15 protein-coding genes are annotated in these 18,766 nt (G+C 48.8%); 3 read left to right on the top strand and 12 right to left on the bottom strand.

Features of this window, described 5'->3' with window-relative positions; genetic code table 11:
- Window positions 1-74: 74 nt before the first annotated feature.
- Window positions 75-1,487, top strand: coding sequence for an argininosuccinate lyase (gene argH, locus AC3QL0_RS07410; protein WP_430223419.1), 1,413 nt, complete (start codon window positions 75-77; stop codon window positions 1,485-1,487).
- Window positions 1,488-1,618: 131 nt separating this feature from the next.
- Here the strand turns inward: argH and AC3QL0_RS07405 are convergent, their stop codons facing one another.
- The 9 genes from AC3QL0_RS07405 to AC3QL0_RS07365 all read right to left on the bottom strand — a co-directional run bounded on the left by AC3QL0_RS07405 (window position 1,619) and on the right by AC3QL0_RS07365 (window position 12,395).
- The gene (locus AC3QL0_RS07405) at window positions 1,619-2,800 is read right to left on the bottom strand and encodes an acetyl-CoA C-acyltransferase (RefSeq protein WP_493010762.1); all 1,182 of its coding nucleotides are present in this window, start codon (window positions 2,798-2,800) and stop codon (window positions 1,619-1,621) included.
- A gap of 9 nt (window positions 2,801-2,809) precedes the next feature.
- On the bottom strand, window positions 2,810-4,906 hold the full coding sequence (locus AC3QL0_RS07400; RefSeq protein WP_493010761.1) for a 3-hydroxyacyl-CoA dehydrogenase NAD-binding domain-containing protein: 2,097 nt from the start codon (window positions 4,904-4,906) through the stop codon (window positions 2,810-2,812).
- 12 nt (window positions 4,907-4,918) lie between these two features.
- Window positions 4,919-5,620, bottom strand: coding sequence for an ABC transporter ATP-binding protein (locus tag AC3QL0_RS07395; protein WP_493010760.1), 702 nt, complete (start codon window positions 5,618-5,620; stop codon window positions 4,919-4,921).
- On the bottom strand, window positions 5,613-6,326 hold the full coding sequence (locus tag AC3QL0_RS07390) for an ABC transporter ATP-binding protein (RefSeq protein ID WP_493010759.1): 714 nt from the start codon (window positions 6,324-6,326) through the stop codon (window positions 5,613-5,615). Before AC3QL0_RS07390 ends, AC3QL0_RS07395 begins: the two co-directional genes overlap by 8 nt.
- The gene (locus tag AC3QL0_RS07385) at window positions 6,319-7,269 is read right to left on the bottom strand and encodes a branched-chain amino acid ABC transporter permease (protein WP_493010758.1); all 951 of its coding nucleotides are present in this window, start codon (window positions 7,267-7,269) and stop codon (window positions 6,319-6,321) included. The genes AC3QL0_RS07390 and AC3QL0_RS07385 overlap by 8 nt, the downstream gene beginning before the upstream one ends.
- Complete coding sequence (locus tag AC3QL0_RS07380) at window positions 7,266-8,138, bottom strand: branched-chain amino acid ABC transporter permease (RefSeq protein ID WP_430219624.1); 873 nt, start codon at window positions 8,136-8,138, stop codon at window positions 7,266-7,268. The genes AC3QL0_RS07385 and AC3QL0_RS07380 overlap by 4 nt, the downstream gene beginning before the upstream one ends.
- A 42-nt stretch (window positions 8,139-8,180) precedes the next feature.
- A complete protein-coding gene (locus AC3QL0_RS07375) occupies window positions 8,181-9,359 on the bottom strand; it encodes an ABC transporter substrate-binding protein (protein ID WP_493010757.1) in 1,179 nt (392 codons plus the stop codon).
- 97 nt (window positions 9,360-9,456) lie between these two features.
- The gene (locus tag AC3QL0_RS07370) at window positions 9,457-10,635 is read right to left on the bottom strand and encodes a CaiB/BaiF CoA transferase family protein (RefSeq protein WP_493010756.1); all 1,179 of its coding nucleotides are present in this window, start codon (window positions 10,633-10,635) and stop codon (window positions 9,457-9,459) included.
- Between the two features lie 17 nt (window positions 10,636-10,652).
- On the bottom strand, window positions 10,653-12,395 hold the full coding sequence (locus AC3QL0_RS07365) for an acyl-CoA dehydrogenase family protein (protein WP_493010755.1): 1,743 nt from the start codon (window positions 12,393-12,395) through the stop codon (window positions 10,653-10,655).
- 124 nt (window positions 12,396-12,519) lie between these two features.
- Between AC3QL0_RS07365 and AC3QL0_RS07360 the strand changes: the two genes are divergently transcribed.
- Window positions 12,520-13,398 carry a LysR substrate-binding domain-containing protein gene (locus AC3QL0_RS07360; protein WP_493010754.1) on the top strand — a complete coding sequence of 293 codons (879 nt, stop codon included), beginning with the start codon at window positions 12,520-12,522 and terminating at the stop codon, window positions 13,396-13,398.
- A gap of 90 nt (window positions 13,399-13,488) precedes the next feature.
- Here the strand turns inward: AC3QL0_RS07360 and AC3QL0_RS07355 are convergent, their stop codons facing one another.
- Window positions 13,489-14,826 carry an MFS transporter gene (locus AC3QL0_RS07355; RefSeq protein ID WP_493010753.1) on the bottom strand — a complete coding sequence of 446 codons (1,338 nt, stop codon included), beginning with the start codon at window positions 14,824-14,826 and terminating at the stop codon, window positions 13,489-13,491.
- A gap of 22 nt (window positions 14,827-14,848) precedes the next feature.
- Window positions 14,849-16,486, bottom strand: a complete 1,638-nt coding sequence (locus tag AC3QL0_RS07350; RefSeq protein WP_493010752.1) for a GMC family oxidoreductase — start codon at window positions 16,484-16,486, stop codon at window positions 14,849-14,851.
- Window positions 16,487-16,699: 213 nt separating this feature from the next.
- Between AC3QL0_RS07350 and AC3QL0_RS07345 the strand changes: the two genes are divergently transcribed.
- Window positions 16,700-17,482 (top strand): IclR family transcriptional regulator, encoded by a 783-nt coding sequence (locus AC3QL0_RS07345; protein ID WP_493010751.1) that lies wholly within the window; start codon window positions 16,700-16,702, stop codon window positions 17,480-17,482.
- On the opposite strand, the gene AC3QL0_RS07340 is transcribed toward AC3QL0_RS07345, so the two are convergent.
- Window positions 17,466-18,755, bottom strand: coding sequence for an arsenic transporter (locus tag AC3QL0_RS07340; protein ID WP_493010750.1), 1,290 nt, complete (start codon window positions 18,753-18,755; stop codon window positions 17,466-17,468). The genes AC3QL0_RS07345 and AC3QL0_RS07340 overlap by 17 nt on opposite strands.
- Between the last annotated feature and the right edge of the window lie 11 nt (window positions 18,756-18,766).

Below are 18,766 nucleotides of genomic sequence, written 5' to 3'. Positions count from 1 at the left end.
CCTAAATAACCGTTTAATATAGCCTATTGACCTGGCTACACGTAAGCCTGGCTGACCTACAAAAGCAATCAATTATGTCTGATAACTCTTCATCTTCCATGCAAAACCAATTCGCGAACAAAGCCCAAGCCTGGTCGGCGCGCTTTACTGAACCAGTGTCTGACCTCGTCAAGCGCTACACGGCTTCCGTCAATTTCGACAAACGTTTGGCTGCCTTTGATATTCAAGGCTCCTTGGCTCACGCCACTATGCTGGCCACGGTTGGTGTTATCAGCAAAGACGACCTGCAGGCGATTGAACGCGGCATGGCACAAATTCTGGGCGAAATCGAACAGCAGCAGTTTGAATGGTCTATCGACCTAGAAGACGTGCACCTGAACATCGAAAAGCGCTTGGTAGAAATCATCGGTGATGCAGGTAAACGTCTACACACTGGCCGTTCACGTAACGACCAAGTAGCCACCGATATCCGCCTATGGCTGCGCGCAGAAATCGACACTGCAATTACTCTGCTGCAACAATTGCGTAAAGGCCTGGCTACCTTAGCGCTCAAACATGCAGACACTATTCTACCCGGCTTCACCCACCTGCAAGTGGCTCAGCCTGTGACCTTCGGTCACCACTTGTTGGCTTATGCCGAAATGTTTGGCCGTGATGCCGAGCGCTTAGCTGACTGCCGCAAGCGTGTGAACCGTCTACCTTTGGGTGCTGCTGCCTTGGCAGGTACTAGCTACCCTATAGACCGTGAGCAAGTTGCCAGCCTGTTGGCATTTGATGGCGTGTGCCGCAACTCTCTTGATGCGGTTTCTGACCGTGACTTTGCCATCGAATTCTGCGCTGCAGCTGCACTGGTCATGACTCACATCTCACGCTTCTCCGAAGAGTTGGTGCTATGGGTCAGCCCACGCGTAGGCTTCATCGACATCGCTGACCGCTTCTGCACTGGCAGCTCCATCATGCCTCAGAAGAAAAACCCAGACGTGCCGGAGTTGGCACGCGGTAAAACAGGTCGCGTAACCGGTCACCTGATGGCATTGCTGACCTTGATGAAAGGTCAGCCTTTGGCTTACAACAAAGACAACCAAGAAGACAAAGAGGGTTTGTTTGACTCCGCTGATACCATCCGCGACACACTGACTATCTTTGTAGACATGGTTGATGGCATTCGCGTTCACCCAGAAGCCATGCGTGCTGCTGCACTGCAAGGCTTTGCTACGGCCACTGACTTGGCTGACTACTTGGTGAAAAAAGGTCTGCCTTTCCGTGATGCACACGAAACCGTGGCATTGGCTGTACGTAAATGTGAAGAAAAAGGCTGCGACTTGGCTGATCTAAGCTTAGACGAGCTTAAAGCTTTCCACGCTAGTATCGAGGAAGATATCTACGGCGTATTGACTCTGGAAGGTTCTGTGGCTTCACGTAACCACATCGGTGGCACTGCCCCCGAACGTGTACGCTTTGAAGCCGAGCGCATTCTGGCTGAATAAGTAGTGTAGACAGCGTTAATAAAGGGGTAGAACATTACTGTTCTACCCCTTTTTGTATGGCTCACCTCTTACTCAATAGCACAAGATAGATTCGTAAGTTTTGAGCCCTAATAATCATCACATCATCCTGCTTACGGCGTCACCTCAAATAATGCCGCAGCACCCATGCCACCGCCCACACACATAGTGACCACCACATAGCGCACACCACGACGTCTACCTTCCAGCAACACATGACCTACCATGCGTGCTCCAGACATGCCAAAGGGATGACCAATCGCAATAGCTCCGCCGTTCACATTCAGCGCCTCATTAGGAATACCTAGATAATCACGACAATATAGCGCCTGTACGGCGAAAGCCTCATTTAGCTCCCACAAACCTATATCTTGCACTCGTAATCCAGTCTGTTTCAAGAGCTTGGGTACAGCATAAATAGGACCTATGCCCATTTCCCCTGGCTCACATCCACTCACCGCGAAGCCTCGAAACACACCCAAAATATCGGCATTTCGTTGTTCGGCTACACGCCTGTCCATCACTACACATGCGCTAGCACCGTCAGACAGTTGACTCGCATTTCCTGCCGTCACCGTACCTCCCTCCAATACCGGTTTCAACGTTGCTAACGATGCTGCATCTGTAGCTCGAATCCCTTCATCTTGCTGTAGGCATACCGATACTTCTTGCCATGTGCCAGTCTCTTTCTCTTTCACAAGCTTGGTCGTAGTAAGCGGCACTATTTCTTGCTCAAACCGCCCTGCTGCTAGCGCTGCAGCGACACGCTGTTGGCTTTGCAACCCATACTCATCTTGCTGTTCTCGAGTAATACCATAGTGCTTAGCCACATTTTCTGCTGTCTGTATCATGCTGCTATAAATGGCTGGACAGTGCTCTTTTAGCCAAGGTGCTTGCTGATACCACGTATTCGTGTGCTCATTTACAGTCAGACTAATTACATCCATACCACCCGCTACTGCCATCGGCAGACCATCCACTAAAATACGATGTGCGGCACTTACAATAGCTTGTAAACCGGAAGCACAAAACCGACTAACTACCATCCCTGATGTGCTCACTGGCATCCCTGCATGCAACGCAATCTGTCTGGCGATATTGCCCCCCGTTGTGCCCTCAGGACGCCCAACACCAAACACCACTTCATCAATTTCGGCCGGCTCGACCTTTGCTCGCTCTAGCGCTGCCCGTACTACATGCGCACCCAACTCTGCCCCATAGCTATTATTAAACGCCCCCCTGTATGCCTTACCAATGGGAGTACGAGCTGTAGAAACCACCACCACTTCTTTCACTGTTTTTCCTTATTCTGATTGATAGTCGGATAGTCGTTGCTGTTTTTGCACTAACTCGGCAAAAAGCGGCGATGGAGTCCAATGTTTGCCGAACAGCTGCTCCCATTCCCGTATTTGACTATAAACATGCTGCAACCCCACCGTATCGGCATAAAACATTGGTCCCCCCCTATACGCGGGAAAGCCATAACCATGCACATACACCAAATCAATATCGGAAGCTCGTCTAGCAATGCCCTCGGCTAGCAGGTGTACTCCTTCATTAATCAATGCATACATGACCCGCTCTACAATCTGCGCTGCTTGCCACGGTTGTTGAGCAATACCCGCCTCCTGCGCACAACACTGAATCACCTCTGCCACCACGGGATCTTCTAGGGGTTGACGACTTCCGGCTTCGTATCGATAGTATCCAGCTAAGCTCTTCTGACCGAACCGCCCCAGTTCACACAGCCTATCCCCAATTTTGCTGTCTCGAATGGTGTGATCTCTGCTCGCAGCCAACCGTTTCCTAGCCGCCCAACTGATATCCAGCCCAGCCATATCCGTCATCACGAAAGGCCCCATTGCCATGCCAAAGTCGTACAGCGCAGCGTCTACCTGTGCTACGCTGGCCCCCTCCTCTAGCAAAAATGAAGCTTCGCGCCTGTACGCCGTCAGCATTCTATTGCCTACAAACCCTTCACACACGCCTACAGGCACGGCAATCTTGCGTAGACGTTTCGCAAAGCTCATGATTTTTGCCATCACGACCTGGGCAGTACGAGCTCCTTGCACCACTTCTAGCAAGGGCATGCGATTGGCAGGACTAAAAAAGTGCAAGCCCAGAAAACGCTCAGGACGACGGGTAGCCGCCGCCAACTGATTAATGTCCAATCTAGAGGTATTGCTCGCAAATACAGTTTCTGGGCCACACTGCGCATCCAACTGCGCAAATACGGCTTGTTTAACCTCCATGTCCTCAATCACGGCCTCAATGACCAAATCAACGTGCCCAATAGCAGCTATCTGTGCCGTACTATGTAATCTTTGCAGACGATCATCCTGCTGTGCCTTATTCAGTTGCCCTTTGTCCACCTGTCCTTGGTAGGCATGTTTAATGCCCTGCACCGCTGCTTGCTCCGCGGCCACGCTTTGCTCTACCAACACGACCTGTAATCCAGCATCCAACAACGACATAACGATGCCACGCCCCATCAGCCCGCCACCGATTACGGCTACGTTAGCGAAACCGTCGTTGACGGCTTGCGTGTGCAACCCATCGTGAGTACGTCTCTCAGCCAAAAACAAGTACCGCAACGCTTTGCTTTGCGTACCTTGCATCAACCACTGAAACTGCCCTCGCTCATGCCTCAACCCTTCTTGCAACGTAAGATGCGTGCTTTGCTCTACACATTCCACAGCAACCACTGGCGCGAGGTAACCCCGTTTGCGCTTAGTTAACGACGCCTTTAGCGCTTGCAGTTGCGGGGCATCCTCGGCTGTAAGTGTTAGCGCCGGCAAATCATCAGGGCAGGCAATAAACTCAGGGGCTTTCTGCTTGGCTAGCTGCACAGCATCTGCTAAGACATCATGCTCAGATACGCCATCAACCACACCTAAACTCAAGGCTTCAGTGGCTTCTAGTCTCTGTGCCGTGGCAATCAATTTTGCCGCAACTCCCACGCCCACAATGCGCGGTAAACGTTGCGTTCCACCTGCGCCAGGAATCAATCCCAAATTCACCTCGGGTAACCCTAGTTTGGCCGTGCTATGTATCATCCTATAACTCGCCGCCAACGCCAGTTCAAAACCACCGCCTAGTGCCACGCCCTGTATCGCTACTACCACAGGCTTAGTACTTGCTTGTACGCGTGCCAATAGCTCTCCCAAAGAGGGTGTAGCGTGTGCTTTGGGTGTATTGAACTCGTTAATATCCGCCCCCGCACTAAAGCTATTGCCTTTACCTACCAATACAATTGCCTGACACTGCACATCGTCTTGAGCACGCTGAATAGCGTTATAAAGCGCTGTTCTTACTTCCAAATTCAAGGCATTTACTTTACCTTGCCCAAAGACAAGGATTGCTACGCCATCCTGCACCGTATACGTAAGCACTTCTGACATATATCCTCCTTGCTATCGTGCAAAATACAAATCATGCAACGCATCCAAATCCACATCGGCCGCATCTTGCGACAAAATAACTTTGCCGCTTTGCATTAAATACACGTGATCAGCCATCTCAACCGAACGATGCGTATTCTGTTCTACTAATACGATGGTTTTCCCCTCGTCCTTTAGGCCCCGCAGAATATCGAAAATATCGTTCACAATGACGGGAGCTAACCCCAGCGAAGGTTCATCAATCAAGATTATGTCTGGCTCAGACATTAAGCCCCTGCCCATCGCCAACATTTGCGACTCACCTCCCGATAACGAACCCGCCAATTGCTTATAGCGCTCTTTTAACCGTGGGAAACGTGCATATACAGACTCTAGGTTTTGCTTTGCATTAGCCCTGCTTTTTTGGGGATATGCCCCCATCATCAAGTTTTCTTCCACGGACATTTCTCTAAACACCATTCGTCCTTCAGGAATCAGACATAAACCGCGTTCATTCATATCCCATGTTTGATAGCGGCTGATGTCTGTTCCTTCCAAGCGTATCGCCCCTGTTTTAAGAGGAATCAGCCCCATAATGGCTCGTAGCAAGGTGGTTTTACCTGCACCATTCGTACCAATAATGGTGGTGAATTGACCTTTTTCTACACTAAGGGACACATCCCACAAGATATTGATATCGCCATAACCGGCTTGGATTGTCTCTACCTTAAGCATGTATTTCTCCTGTGTAGCTTTGCATTACCTCTGGCATTTTGAACACCTTTTCGGGCTCTCCATCGGCAATCAACTGACCAAAGTTCAATACACACACGCGATTGCAAAGCTGCATGATGGTTTCAATATCATGCTCAATAATCAAAATGCCTATCTGACGCTCTTGCTGTAACGTTTTTAACAACCGCATAAAGTGCGCTTTACCTTTCACCTCTAGCCCTGCTAATACCTCATCTAACAACAGCAATTTGGGCTCCGTCGCCAAGGCTTTGGCGACTTCTAACGCTTTCAATTCAGTAAGCGCTAAGTCTGTGGCTGCCTGACTCTCGGCCTTATGGGCTAGCCCCATAAAGTTCAGAATCTCATCAATTTTCTGCATGTCTACGTGGCCCATGCCAAAACGCTGCGCCACCAACAGATTTTCACGCACCGTCAATTGATGCAGTGGTTGCGGAATTTGAAAGGATCTACCTATCCCCTGACGGGCACGCTTATGTAAGGGCATACGCATGATATTGCTCTTCTGAAAACGTATTTGCCCCGAGTTAGGACGCACCAATCCCGATACTGCATTAAACAAGGTGGTTTTACCGGCACCGTTAGGACCTACTAGCCCCACCACTTCATTTTGTTGCATGCTGAAGCTCACGTGATTGACGGCTACTAATCCACCAAAACGTATAGTGACTTGATCAAGTTCAAGCATGGTGTCCCCCTTGTTTTTTATAGCGCAGTAAACTCACCAAACCTGAAGGTCTTAAGATAATCATGCCGACCAATAACATGCCTAAAATCACTTGATGCCCAGTAGGAATCAAGTTTTTGAACAAGAACTGATCCATCAGGTAAATCACAATCGCCCCTACAAACGGCCCAATGATGCTGCGATAACCACCACAAATTGCTGCGATAATCGGTATAAGCGTCCAACTGGAGTCAAAGGCATAACTAGGTTCTAGAAAGTTGATGTAGTGCGCATTAAACGCCCCGACTAGCCCAGTCATAAAAGCAGAAATAAACAGCATTAAGGCTTTAAGCCAAAAACTATTCACGCCAATAACACGGGTCGCCGTTTCTGACTCGTGCATCGCTTTAAGCGCTAAACCGTAATAGCTTTTGCTGATCACGTAATACGCGACAATAAACAGCAGCACTACCGTCAAAATGAGCAAATAACTGCCCAAATTGCTGCCTAAATCTAATCCCATAAAGGTAGGTAATGCCGGAATACCCGTTAAACCACCTGCACCACCGGTTAACCCTCGCCACTCTGTAGCAATAATTTTGAAGATGTGTGCATACCCCAAAATCGCCAGTGAGAAATAAGGCCCTGATAGCCGTAACGTAGGCAGCATCACAATAGCCACCACAGCTGTGCAAGCGCCGGCAATCACCATAGACAACAGTACCGGCATACCCACTTGCATCGTCAATAAGGCCGAAGTGTATGCCCCCACCCCAAAAAAGGCGGCATGCCCAAAGCTCATCATGCCACCCAAGTTACTGAGTAACGACCATGCCGTAGCAATCGCCGCAATCGTTAAGGCCGCAATTAACAAGCTATACAAATAGAAGTTATCGCCCAACACCAAAGGCACCAACACATAAAAACCCACCACTAGCATTACTAACCAAACACGCTGTGTCATGCGGCTCTCCTTTTCTGTCCAAACAAGCCATTTGGCATCACAAACAACACCAGCAAGAACAGCACCATGCCGGTTAACTCCTGTAGCGATGAGCTAAAGAGCGTGATAGTCAACGACTCCACAACACCCAACAGCACAGAGGCTAAGAACACACCAGGAATAGATCCCACACCGGCCAACACCGTGATAATGAAGGCTTTGATGGTCAACAAATTACCCAACTCTGGTTGAATGAATGTGGTACTAAAAAGAGCCACACCTGCAAAGGTAGCCAATAATCCCGCCACCACGAACGACAACATTTCTGTCTGACGTGGGTTAACGCCCATGAGTTTTGCCGCATCTCTATTACTGGCCACTGCACGTACCGCCCGCCCATACCAGCTTTTGCGCAACCACCAACCACACACCAACAACAACAGCATGCTGACCAAGAAGAAGAACCACTCACTATTCATGCTGTAGAGATTTTTGATGACCAGTGCCTCTTGAAACCACGGCGTGCCACTGGCGTGTACATCAGACTTCCAAATCAGCAAAATCACGTTTGTCAGCACAATGGCGACACCATAGGTCAGCAATAAGGAATTCAGCTCTCGGTCCAAACGGATCTTATCTACCATCAGATAAATAGAAACCGCCAACACACACACTACTAACATGGCCAAAGGAATCGCCACTATAGGGTTGAGTCCCCACCAAATTTCACAGCTGTAGGCAAGGTAAGCGGCCAGTAGCACCAACTCACCATGTGCCAGATTCACAATCTTCATGTTCCCAAAGACTAAGGCTTGTCCTAATGCAATCAACGCATAGGAACCACCAATTAACAGGCCTGAAAACAAGGCCTGTAGAATCAGTTCAAACATAGTTTGTCTCCACGTTTTTTTTATAAAAATGTCGATAACAGCTTACTGTGCCTGCCACGGCACACCGGGCAGATTCATCTCACCCGTTGCCGCTTGATCTGGCCAAACCAGCACCACCTTGCCATCCTGATGCTGCCCGATGTTTGGCATAAAATAGGGGTTGTCGCCATTCGCTTCAAACTTGACTCTACCGATTAAGGTTTGCCTGTCGGTATTGCGCATTTCGTCAGCCAAGCCATCAGGTGTATTCAACACACCTTGGTCAGCCGCCCTTGCGATAGCCTCAAACAGCAACATGGATTGCACATAACCGTATTCATTTAAATAGTCTGGGCTTTTGTTGAATTTATCTTTGAATCTGTGCTCAAATGCCTGACCCTCCTCATCGCTAAAATGCACGGGATACGGCAGCATTTCGGTACCGGATATATTGCGCACTAAATCGGGAAACTCATGAGACATCTTGGCGTTTGCAATTTGCCATACGCCCACAATGGCTTTGACATCAGGTTGTAAAATACGCGCTGCCCGTAAAAAGCCCACGTAGTCATTCTCATAGCCCAGCACATTGATCAACTCCGGCTGATCCAATAGCTTTACTTTGTTAACGACGGGCTTGAAGTCTCGAATTGCCGGATCAAAGGGATGCATATGCACGGTGACCCCTTTGGCCTCCATGGTCTGCTTTACAACTCTGGCCAATTCATAGGTGGATTTCTGAGTGGAATACACAACCGACATATTCTGTATACCCATGTCAGTAAACAGCCCTGTCATCGCATTCACGTATCCATGCGTATTATTGATGCGAAAAAACTTTCGGTAGCCTTGCTTAACAAACTCCTCACTCGTGCCACCAGATGTGATGTACACCATGCTCACTTTGTCAGCTGCAGCCGCAGCCGGAGCAACTAGGTCAGAAGTAGCACCACCGGTAATTGCGACCACACGTTGTGATGACAACTGCGCGACTGCCGCAATCGCCTTGCTGGGTGCGGACTCATCATCCACGGTGAGCAAGCGAATGGCGTAGTCAGATTGACGGTCGTTAAACACCTCCACCGCCACTTGCATGCCTTCATGCATTCCCGTACCACCGCGCGCATTATTGCCTGTTAACGAAATAACAGAGCCCACGCGTATTTCTTGTGGTTCCGCAGCGACTGCTTGTGCTGCCACCACATATAGCACTGTTAGAAACATCAAATAATTGAGTTTCATTGCTCCTCCTGTATCGTAATAATTGTTTTGTTCTAGTGTTCATTGCTATGCAATGTGTATCAGCCCTTCATGCGGTATAGACAGCGCCCTCCTTTGGCTACTGCTGCTGTACCACTTTCTGCTCAAGCAACCGTGTAATGGCTGCCTCATCGAAACCATACTCACGCAAAATTTCTGCACTATGCTCAGCAAACTGCGGAGGCGGTAAACGATAACGAGCTGGGGTATTCGCCAACTTAATGGGCGAAGCAATACCTTGGTACTGCTCACCAATAGCCACCAACATTTGACGATGCTGCGTATGAGGATGCTGCACGACCTCGGCCACATCCAAAATAGGACCACACGGTACGCCTTGCTGTATAAGCTCCGCAGCCAGTTGCTTACCATCGTGGGACGACATGGCTTTTTCAAGTATGTTTTTGAGTTCTACCCTATGCTGACAGCGATTCGCATTGCTAGAAAACCGCTCATCATCGGGAATAGAAGGTAGCCCAAGGTATGCGCATAACTTGGCAAACTGCCGGTTGTTGCCAACGGCTATATACACAGGCGCTGTACCGCTTTGATACACATCGTAGGGCGTAATATTAGGATGTGCATTGCCTGACCGTTGGGGAATGTTCCCTGACCATAAATAATTAGGTATATGAGGGTGCAACAACGAGATACCACTGTCATACAGTGCGGCTTCTACAAACTGCCCTTGACCACTGTGCTGCCGTGCTTGCAAGGCCAGCAATACCCCCATTGCAGCATTCATACCAGTGACCATATCTACTACCGGTAATCCCACACGTAAAGCCTCATCACCAGCATCACCGTTTACGCTCATCAGCCCTGTCATGGCCTGAATCACAGAGTCATAACCCGGCAACGCCCCCAGAGGGCCGTCTGCCCCAAAGCCTGACACGCGACAATGAATCAGGCGAGGAAAACGCTGTAGTACGTCGCCTAACCCCCATTTTTCTAATGTGCCGATTTTGAAGTTTTCAATAAGTACATCAGCACGTGTCAGCAACTCGGCCAAGAGTTGCTGACCTTCTGACGTACTGAAATCTACCACCATGCCACGCTTGTTACGGTTAATACCTGCAAAATAGGCGGCACTCTCTTGCCTAAACGGAGGCCCCCATAACCGCGTGTCGTCACCGGTGGGCGGCTCTATCTTAATCACACTCGCGCCATGATCCGCCAACACCTGCGCTGCAAAAGGCCCTCCCAGAACACGACTAAGATCCAGTACACGAATACCGTCCAACGCGCTACGCTGCATCGCTACTCCCCCTTCCATCACTCTGCTAACAAGCTCAACGCTTGTTCTTGAGTTAATGGCTGCTGCAATAGCAGATGCTGAAGGGCACTCGTCTGTGATGCCTGTTTATCAGCGCGCAATGGGTCGTAGGCAGACAAGCGGTAACGCACGACTAGATGCGCCCATGCCAAACGTGCCCAGCCTTCATTTTTCAACGTAGAGGCTTCCCACGCCATCATGATGGCAGTACAAATGTGATACAACGCGGAGGCGGCTTTACGAGTGTCTTGCTCATCCTCAGCTTGGGCTACTTGCCCGACAAATGCCACTACATCGGCAAGCTTAGCTGTCAACAACTGACGTGATTCGACAGGCAATGTGCTTTCACTGAGCAAATGCTGTAAATACGTATCCAGAAACTCCAATGCCTGATTTCGTTTGATGGCTCGCATCACATCAAGCGCCACAATATTGCTGGTTCCTTCCCATATAGAACCCAGATGCGCATCACGCACAATACGAGGATCCGACCATTCTTCTATGTAGCCGCAACCGCCTCGAATTTCCATAGCATCACCCGTGACCTTACGAGCATCCCGGCATGCACGGAATTTGATCAACGGTGTCAACACACGCACGCACTTCGCGGCATCAGTGTCACCTTGCTTGGCTTGGTGCATCAGAAAAGCGGTATGGAACATCATGCTGCGTGCCTGTTCACTAGGCAGCATCATTTTCAACAATTGTTTTTGCTGCAAAGGCATGTCGATCAAAGCTTTATTAAAGGCTTGTCGATGCTGGCAAATATACAGCGCCTCTCCCACGGCTCTACGCATCAACCCAGCCGCACGCACCCCATTAGACAGACGTGACAAGTTGATCATGTCAGCCATCTGCTGAAAACCGCGTCCTACCTCACCGATTAAGTAAGCTTTTGCTCCTTCTAGCGAAATTTCGCCACTGGCCATAGAGCGTGTACCCAGCTTGTCTTTAAGACGCAAAATACGATAGTGATTGGTGCTACCGTCTTCCAGATGGCGCGGCAATAAAAACAGTCCCAGCCCTTTAAGTCCTGCTGGCGCACCCTCTACATGCGCCAAGACCATCGCTACACCCGCATCCGGATTAGAACAAAACCACTTATCGCCGGTTAACAGCCACTCTCCGTTTTTCTCGGAAGCAACGGTAGTAATTCTTGATACATCTGAGCCAGCACCTTGCTCTGTGATGAACATTGCCCCTTGTGTCAGGGCATCAAAGTCGGGGGTGGTCAGATTTGGAAAATAACGCTCTACCACCTCTTTAGGTGCAAATCTGCACATGGTATGAGTCAGTGAATCCGTCATACTCACCGGACAACACAACCCAAACTCTGCCTGTACAAACAAAAAGGTCAGCGCATACTTAGCCATGGGTGGCATCACTTCTGGCCAATCTAAAACGCCTGGCACATGCGACATTCTGGCTAAGCCCAATTCGCCATACGCTTTGCGCTCTAGCTGGATATAGTCTGGATGTTTGATGATTTTTTGCTCATCAAATCCTTGTCGATTTCTGTACTGCAAAAAAGGGGGATTTTTATCTGCTGTTGCCGCCCACTCGTCCAATTGCCCACCCACGTCACTACCCAAGCGCGTGAAGTGTGGCCACAAATGCTGTAATAGTTTTGGCTCCAGATAAACCTGTAATAAGCTCTGCAACGCAGGGTCTTGCTCAAATACGTTCACGCCCTTGGCATCAGGAATATCTACAGTATGCTGCGAATTCTGTATCTCGCTCATCTCATCCTCCTTATTTGGCTCAGCGTCCAATACTGTTCTGACACCTATCTTGGCAACCCACCATAATTAAGTAAAATATATTATTCGGATTGTTTGATATAAAAAATATATAGATAGGACAACAATGATGACCTTGAAACAAATCATGCATTTTGTAGTGCTAGCGGAGGAGCTGCATTTTGGGCGTGCTGCAAAAAGACTGCACATCTCGCAGCCACCATTGAGCATGAGCATCCAACAACTGGAACAGTCGCTGGGGTTTAGCCTCTTTGACCGCACCAATAAAAGCGTGCAATTAACAGCTGCTGGCGCTTTGTTTTACAAGGAAGCATTACACCTATTACGACATGCAAATGATATGCGCCGCGTAGGGGAGCAAGTCGCTAAGGGTATCTCAGGACAACTACGTTTGGGGTTTGCCAGCTCTATGCTATTTAGAGGTTTAAGCCAGCACATCAAACACTTCCAGCACCGCTACCCCGATGTAGAGGTATCACTAAAAGAGTTGAACTCCAGCGAACAAATTAAAGCATTGCAACGCGAGCAAATAGATTTAGGGTTCGTGCATAACCATCAAGACGAAGATGACCTACAAACCCGTTTATTTTTAGCTGAGCCATTTCTGTGCTGTTTGCCCACCAATCACCCCCTAAGCCAACATCCACAACTGTCTATACAACAACTGCGGCACGAGAATTTCCTGCTGTTCCCACGCAGTCTTTCGCCGCACTACCACGATCGCATCATGGCGATTTGTGCCACGGCTGACTTTAGCCCTCGCATTAGCCATGAAAGCCGCAATTGGCTCACCATCGTAGAACTAGTAGCCCAGGGCTTAGGCATAGCACTGGTGCCACAATCTATGCAACAACTGATGAAAAGTGACGTGTGCTATCGCCCCATAGATAACCATCACATTTTGTCGGAAACACACTGTGTCTGGAAACCAATACCTCAATCCGTACTACGAGATAATTTTCTACTGCAAATCTTTCCTGACTGATGGCATCGCCCTTAGCCACTGTCTAGGCTGTACATAAAAAAATGCCATGTACTCAGTCATGGCATTTTTGTGTACTGCATTCGTATTTTATTACTCAGCCCCCTGCGATACATGCCCCCTTAATATAGCGCTCTGCCGGTCGGTTTTCTGTTGCTTAGATTTTTTGATAGACCATGCGCTATACGCCGATACCAACCCAGCAAATACCACATAGCTTGCTACGTACCAAGGTTGTCCATCGTTAGCGTGCAACAGAGCAGTGGCAATCATAGGCGTAATACCCGAGGCAAAGATACCCGAGAACTGATAGACAAATGAAATGCCGGTGTAGCGTACATCCGTCTCAAACAGTTCGCAAAACAAGGCCGCCTCAGGGCCATACACAGACGCGTACAAAATGCCAAAAGGTATGATGATAGATAGCCAGACTATTAGGGTACTGTCTGAATGGGTGGTCATGAAATACAGAGCTGGCACAGCAGAAAAGCCCGTGATGATAGCCCCCCAGAAATAGGTTTTAGTACGCCCTACTTTGTCTGATAACGCTCCAAAAAATGGAATGCTAAAACACATAATCAATGAGGCAATCAGCACACCTGTGAGCGCCGTTGTCCTGTCCATATTCAGGTCATTACTCAGGTAGCTAATACTAAACACACCAAAAATATTGAACAGCACACCGTCTATGTAACGTGCCCCCATTCCTCGGATAATGTTGCCGGGATACTGCTTTAACATACTGATAAAGGGTTGTTTGTTTTCTGCGTTGCTGGCTTTCAGCTTTTCAAACTCGGGGCTTTCTTTAATCGCCACACGAATGTACAACCCTAAAAACACTAGCAGTGCCGACAACAGGAACGCGACGCGCCAACCCCAGGCATAGAAATCCTCAGTGCTTAGTACTGCCGTCAAGATGGCTACCACCCCTGATGCCAAGCACAACCCTAAAGCCAACCCTACCTGTGGCCATGAAGCATATAAACCTCGCTTCTCTTTAGGTGCGTACTCATAGGCCATCAACACAGCACCGCCCCACTCTCCGCCCAAACCTATACCTTGCAAAATACGGCATAGCAGCAAAAGAGTAGGAGCCCAAACGCCTATACTGTCATAAGAAGGGATAAACCCTATAGCGACTGTAGAGCTCCCCATCAAGACCAGTGTCGCAATCAATGCTCCTTTGCGACTTACTCTATCGCCGATATGGCCGAAAATTACGCCCCCTAAAGGCCGTGCTACAAAACCTATAGCAAAGGTGGTGTACGCCAGCATCGTGCCAATAAAAGCATCATCGCTGGGGAAATACAGTTTGTTAAATACCAGCCCAGCAATCACACCGTACAAAAAGAAGTCATACCACTCTATGGTGGCTCCTATGACTGAAGCTCGTATGACCCTAGACACCTCTTGTTTATGCGTCGTATTCATTGTTTGTCTCCTCAATCCTGAGTTAGGTGAGTGCTACATTTTTTGATTGTGTTTTTTGATGTTGAAGAATCATGTCTGCCGCTTTTTCGGCAATCATGACTACAGGCACATTGGTATTTCCAGATACCAATGTAGGCATGATGGAAGCATCTACCACCCTCAAACCCTCCACGCCATAGACGCGTAATTGCTCATCCACCACGGCCATCTCGTCGCTTTCTACTCCCATCTTTGCCGTGCCTGCCGGATGAAAAATCGTGGCACCATAATTGCGACAAAACTCTAAAATTTCCTCATCGCTTTGCTGGTCTAAACCAGGCCTATACTCCTTCACCAACAAATCCGCTAAAGGCTGCGTGCTTGCGATACGTCGCACTAAGCGAATGGATGCCACCGCCGTACGTCGGTCTAGATCAGTGCTCAAATAATTGGGCTGTATGGCCATAGGCTGAGCAGGATTTGTGCTTTGCAGATGCATATAGCCCCGTGACTCTGGTCTTAACTGACACACTGAAATCGTGCAGCCAGAAAACTCATGCACTTGTCCTCCCGCTTGATCAGCAGATAGCGTTCCAAAGTGGAATTGCACATCAGGTGTTTTGGCCTCTTCGGGCAAGGCGTAGGCAAATGCGCCCCCTTGATTAATGCCTATAGCCAACGGGCCTGAGCGCGTAAATAACCATTGCAAACCAATTTTGCTTTTGCTCCAGACCGTACGCAGTTGGTCATTATTAGTGATGGGTTTCGCGACCTCATAAATCAAGCGCAACTGCAAGTGATCCTGGAGGTTCTGACCCACACCTGGGGCATGCTGCTGCACAGGAATACCCATTTTTTGCAGATGATCCGCTGGCCCTATACCTGAGAGCATCAAGACCTGAGGGCTTTGAATAGCCCCTGCACTCAAAATCACTTCGTGATTAGCACGAATAACAAACGGCTCCCCACCCTTGTTACTCAGCTCTATGCCCACTACCTTTTTATTCTTGAACAACACACGATGCACTAAATGTTCAGTTTTGATCGTGAGATTCGTGCGTTGTCTGGCTGGATTCAAATACGCTACGGCTGTGGATTGGCGCAACCCATTTTTGGTGGTGAGCTGGTAGTAACCCACGCCATGCTGATTACCTGTATTGAAGTCTTTAATGTAGGGCATGTGCTCTTTTTGCGCTGCATGGATAAACGCGTCAACGAGCTCATGCTTAGCAGGAATAGACGTTGCACTCAGCGGCCCACTTTTTCCGCGCGTATCGGCTTCTGGTAAGTCGTTGGATTCCAGTTTGCGAAAGTACGGTAGGCAATCCTCCCAACTCCAGCCCTCGTTACCTAAGGCGCCCCAATGGTCATAATCCTCTTTTTGACCACGAATGTAGATCAGTCCATTGATAGAACTACTTCCGCCTAGTGTTTTACCTCTGGGCCAATAAAACTGGCGTTGGTTCATATGTGGATCGGCTTGTGTCTTAAACCCCCAGTTCAATTTTTTGTTGAACATGGTCTTACCGTAGCCAATAGGAATATGAATCCATATGTTCTTATCAGCCGGACCAGCCTCTATCAAACATACCGAGTATTTACCGTTTTCTGTGAGCCTATTTGCCAAGACACAACCCGCAGACCCGGCACCCACAATGATGTAGTCATAAATTTCCTGCACGTTTAACTCCTTGCTGTTTTTGTCCTAAACAATGTAGGGAGTTGTGTGCATAATCGGCATAGGGTTTTCGCTTGAAAAACCATTTTCGGAACTTACAGTATCAAAAATGGTTTTGTTTTTATGCTATTTTAAGATCCACTTAGCACCAAATAACGCCAAGAATATATAAAAAACATCGTAACGGTATTAGCCCCTATCACCGGAGACATAGACATGGGCAGCACACCAAGTGCATTGCGAGCATTATGCATACTGGAAACGTTAACCAACTCTACTGAGCCACTGACGTTAACTGACTTAATACGCTACTCAAAAATCCCTAAAACCAGTTTATTGAGGAATATTTCACTATTGATTCAAGCGGGTTACGTGATCCGCTTACCTGGTCAATTGGGATATACCGTAGGCACACGTAGTTTGCGACTCAGCGTCAATGCCTTACGCTCATCGTGGTTTCTAAATGCTGCACGTAAAACTTTAAAACGACTTGTGCAAAGCACGAGTGAGGCCTGCAACCTGACGATGCTGTCTGAGGACTCTGTGCAATATCTAGTGCGGGAAGACAGTAATGCACAGTGGAGCTTACGCCTACATGTGCAGCCTAATGCCCCTGTACCCTTACATTGCACCGCAAGTGGTAAGTTATTTTTGGCCTACTTACCCTATATAGAGCAAAAAAAATACTTAAATAGGCTGAGTTTCGCCACCTATGGCGAGAACTCCATCACCGACATGCAACGCCTGAAAACAGAACTAGAAAGCACACGCCGGCAAGGCTTTGGCGTAGACAATGAGGAGTTCGTGACAGGCATGATCGCTATTGCAGTACCCATCTTTGCTGCTACAGACAGCTCTCAAGTTATTGCTGCCATCGCCTGCCACGCGGTTACGGCTAGAACCGACCTGCGAAAGCTGCTGTCCTACCGAGCCATGATGTCGCAGGCCGCTACCGAAATTTCTGAGTTGCTAGCAGCTAACCTTAGCCCTCAACACTAAGCCGCAGCCCCAACGCTAGCAACGTCAACAACAATACAGGAAGCGTCAACACTACTCCTACGCGGAAGTAATAGCCCCAGCTAATCACCATACCTTTACGTGCCAACACGTGCAGCCACAGCAGTGTCGCCAATGAGCCTATAGGTGTGATTTTGGGGCCCAGATCACTGCCTATGATGTTGGCGTAAATCATGGCATCTTTCACCACGCCTGTAGCGCTGGAGGCCTCAATAGACAGAGCCCCTACCAAGACTGTAGGCATGTTATTCATGATTGAAGACAACACCGCTGTCAGCAGCCCTGTGCCTAATGTCGCTACCCAAAGCCCTTGTTCAGCGAAGTAATTCAGTAGCCGTACTAGATAGTCTGTTAGGCCTTGGTTACGTAAGCCATAGACTACCAAGTACATACCCAAAGAAAATATAACGATGGCCCACGGCGCTGCCTTAACAACATTATGCGTGTTGATGATGCGCTGACGAGTTGCCACTACATAGAGCAATAACGCCCCCGTTGCCGCCACAGCGCTGACGGGTACCCCCATAGGCTCTAATGCAAAAAAGCCCACCAGCAATAACAGTAATACCAGCCAACCGAAGCGAAAGGTAATGGGGTCAACGATAACTTCGTGGGGTTGTTGCAATGACTCCTGGCTGTAGTGTTTAGGAATTGCAGGACGAAAATACAGCACTAACATCAACAGAGACGCCAGTACAGCAACGATAGCCACCGGCACCATTACTGCCGCATAATCGGTGAAACCTATAGCAAAAAAGTCAGCTGAAACAATGTTGACTAAGTTGGAGACGACCAAAGGCAAACTGGCGGTATCTGCAATAAAACCTGCGGCCATCACAAACGCTAATGTCGCACCTGCATTAACGCCTAAGGCTAAGAGCATTGCCATCACTATCGGTGTCAGGATCAGTGCAGCGCCATCATTGGCAAACAACGTGGCAACCGCTGCCCCTAGCAAGACAATCAACACAAACAAGGCTAACCCACTGCCCTTCCCCCAACGAGCCACGTGCAAGGCAGCCCATTTAAAGAAGCCAGCCTCATCTAAAAGCAAACTGATAATAATGATGGCGATGAATGTGGCGGTTGCATTCCACACTATGCTCCATACCACTGGGATGTCGGCCACACTGACGGTACCCAGTAGCAGGGACAGCACAGCCCCAATGCTTGCACTCCATCCTATGGACACCCCCTTAGGTTGCCAGATCACCAGTAGCAACGTGAAGATAAAAATACCTACTGCAGTAAACATGATCTACGCCA

This window comes from Paenalcaligenes sp. GW821-LYS-B07-1 (assembly GCF_058803365.1).
This window is presented reverse-complemented; position numbering and strand designations above follow the sequence as displayed.